This window comes from Psychrobacter sp. CAL346-MNA-CIBAN-0220, from assembly GCF_040309805.1.
Lineage (GTDB): Bacteria > Pseudomonadota > Gammaproteobacteria > Pseudomonadales > Moraxellaceae > Psychrobacter.
The window spans coordinates 1-289 of sequence record NZ_JBEOPF010000098.1; the positions used below are offsets into that span (position 1 = coordinate 1).

General features: G+C 37.7%; 1 protein-coding gene. It reads left to right on the forward strand.

Translation table 11 applies throughout. The features are described from left to right. The coding region (locus tag AAEY88_RS12860) for a hypothetical protein (protein WP_350563012.1) at window positions 1–289 on the forward strand (289 nt) is incomplete at both ends.

The following is a 289-nucleotide window of genomic DNA, read 5'->3' on the forward strand; positions in this document are numbered from 1 at the left end:
CACTTTACGTTGATGAATACGCCATCTTGCTTTACGACTTTAAAGCCGAAATTAATCACTATTTAAGCCAAACACCAACGCAAGTAACGGTAAAAAGTTTAGACGATTTAATCGCATTCAATACCGCAAATAAAAAGCAAGAAATGCTCTACTTTGAGCAAGATATTTTACAGCAAGCCAACGCGGTTGATTTGAGTGAGAAACAACAATATCAAAAAACCAAGGCGCGTTATCGCGCACTAGCAAACCGCGCTATTAGCAATTTATACCGCAATAATAAGCTCGATAT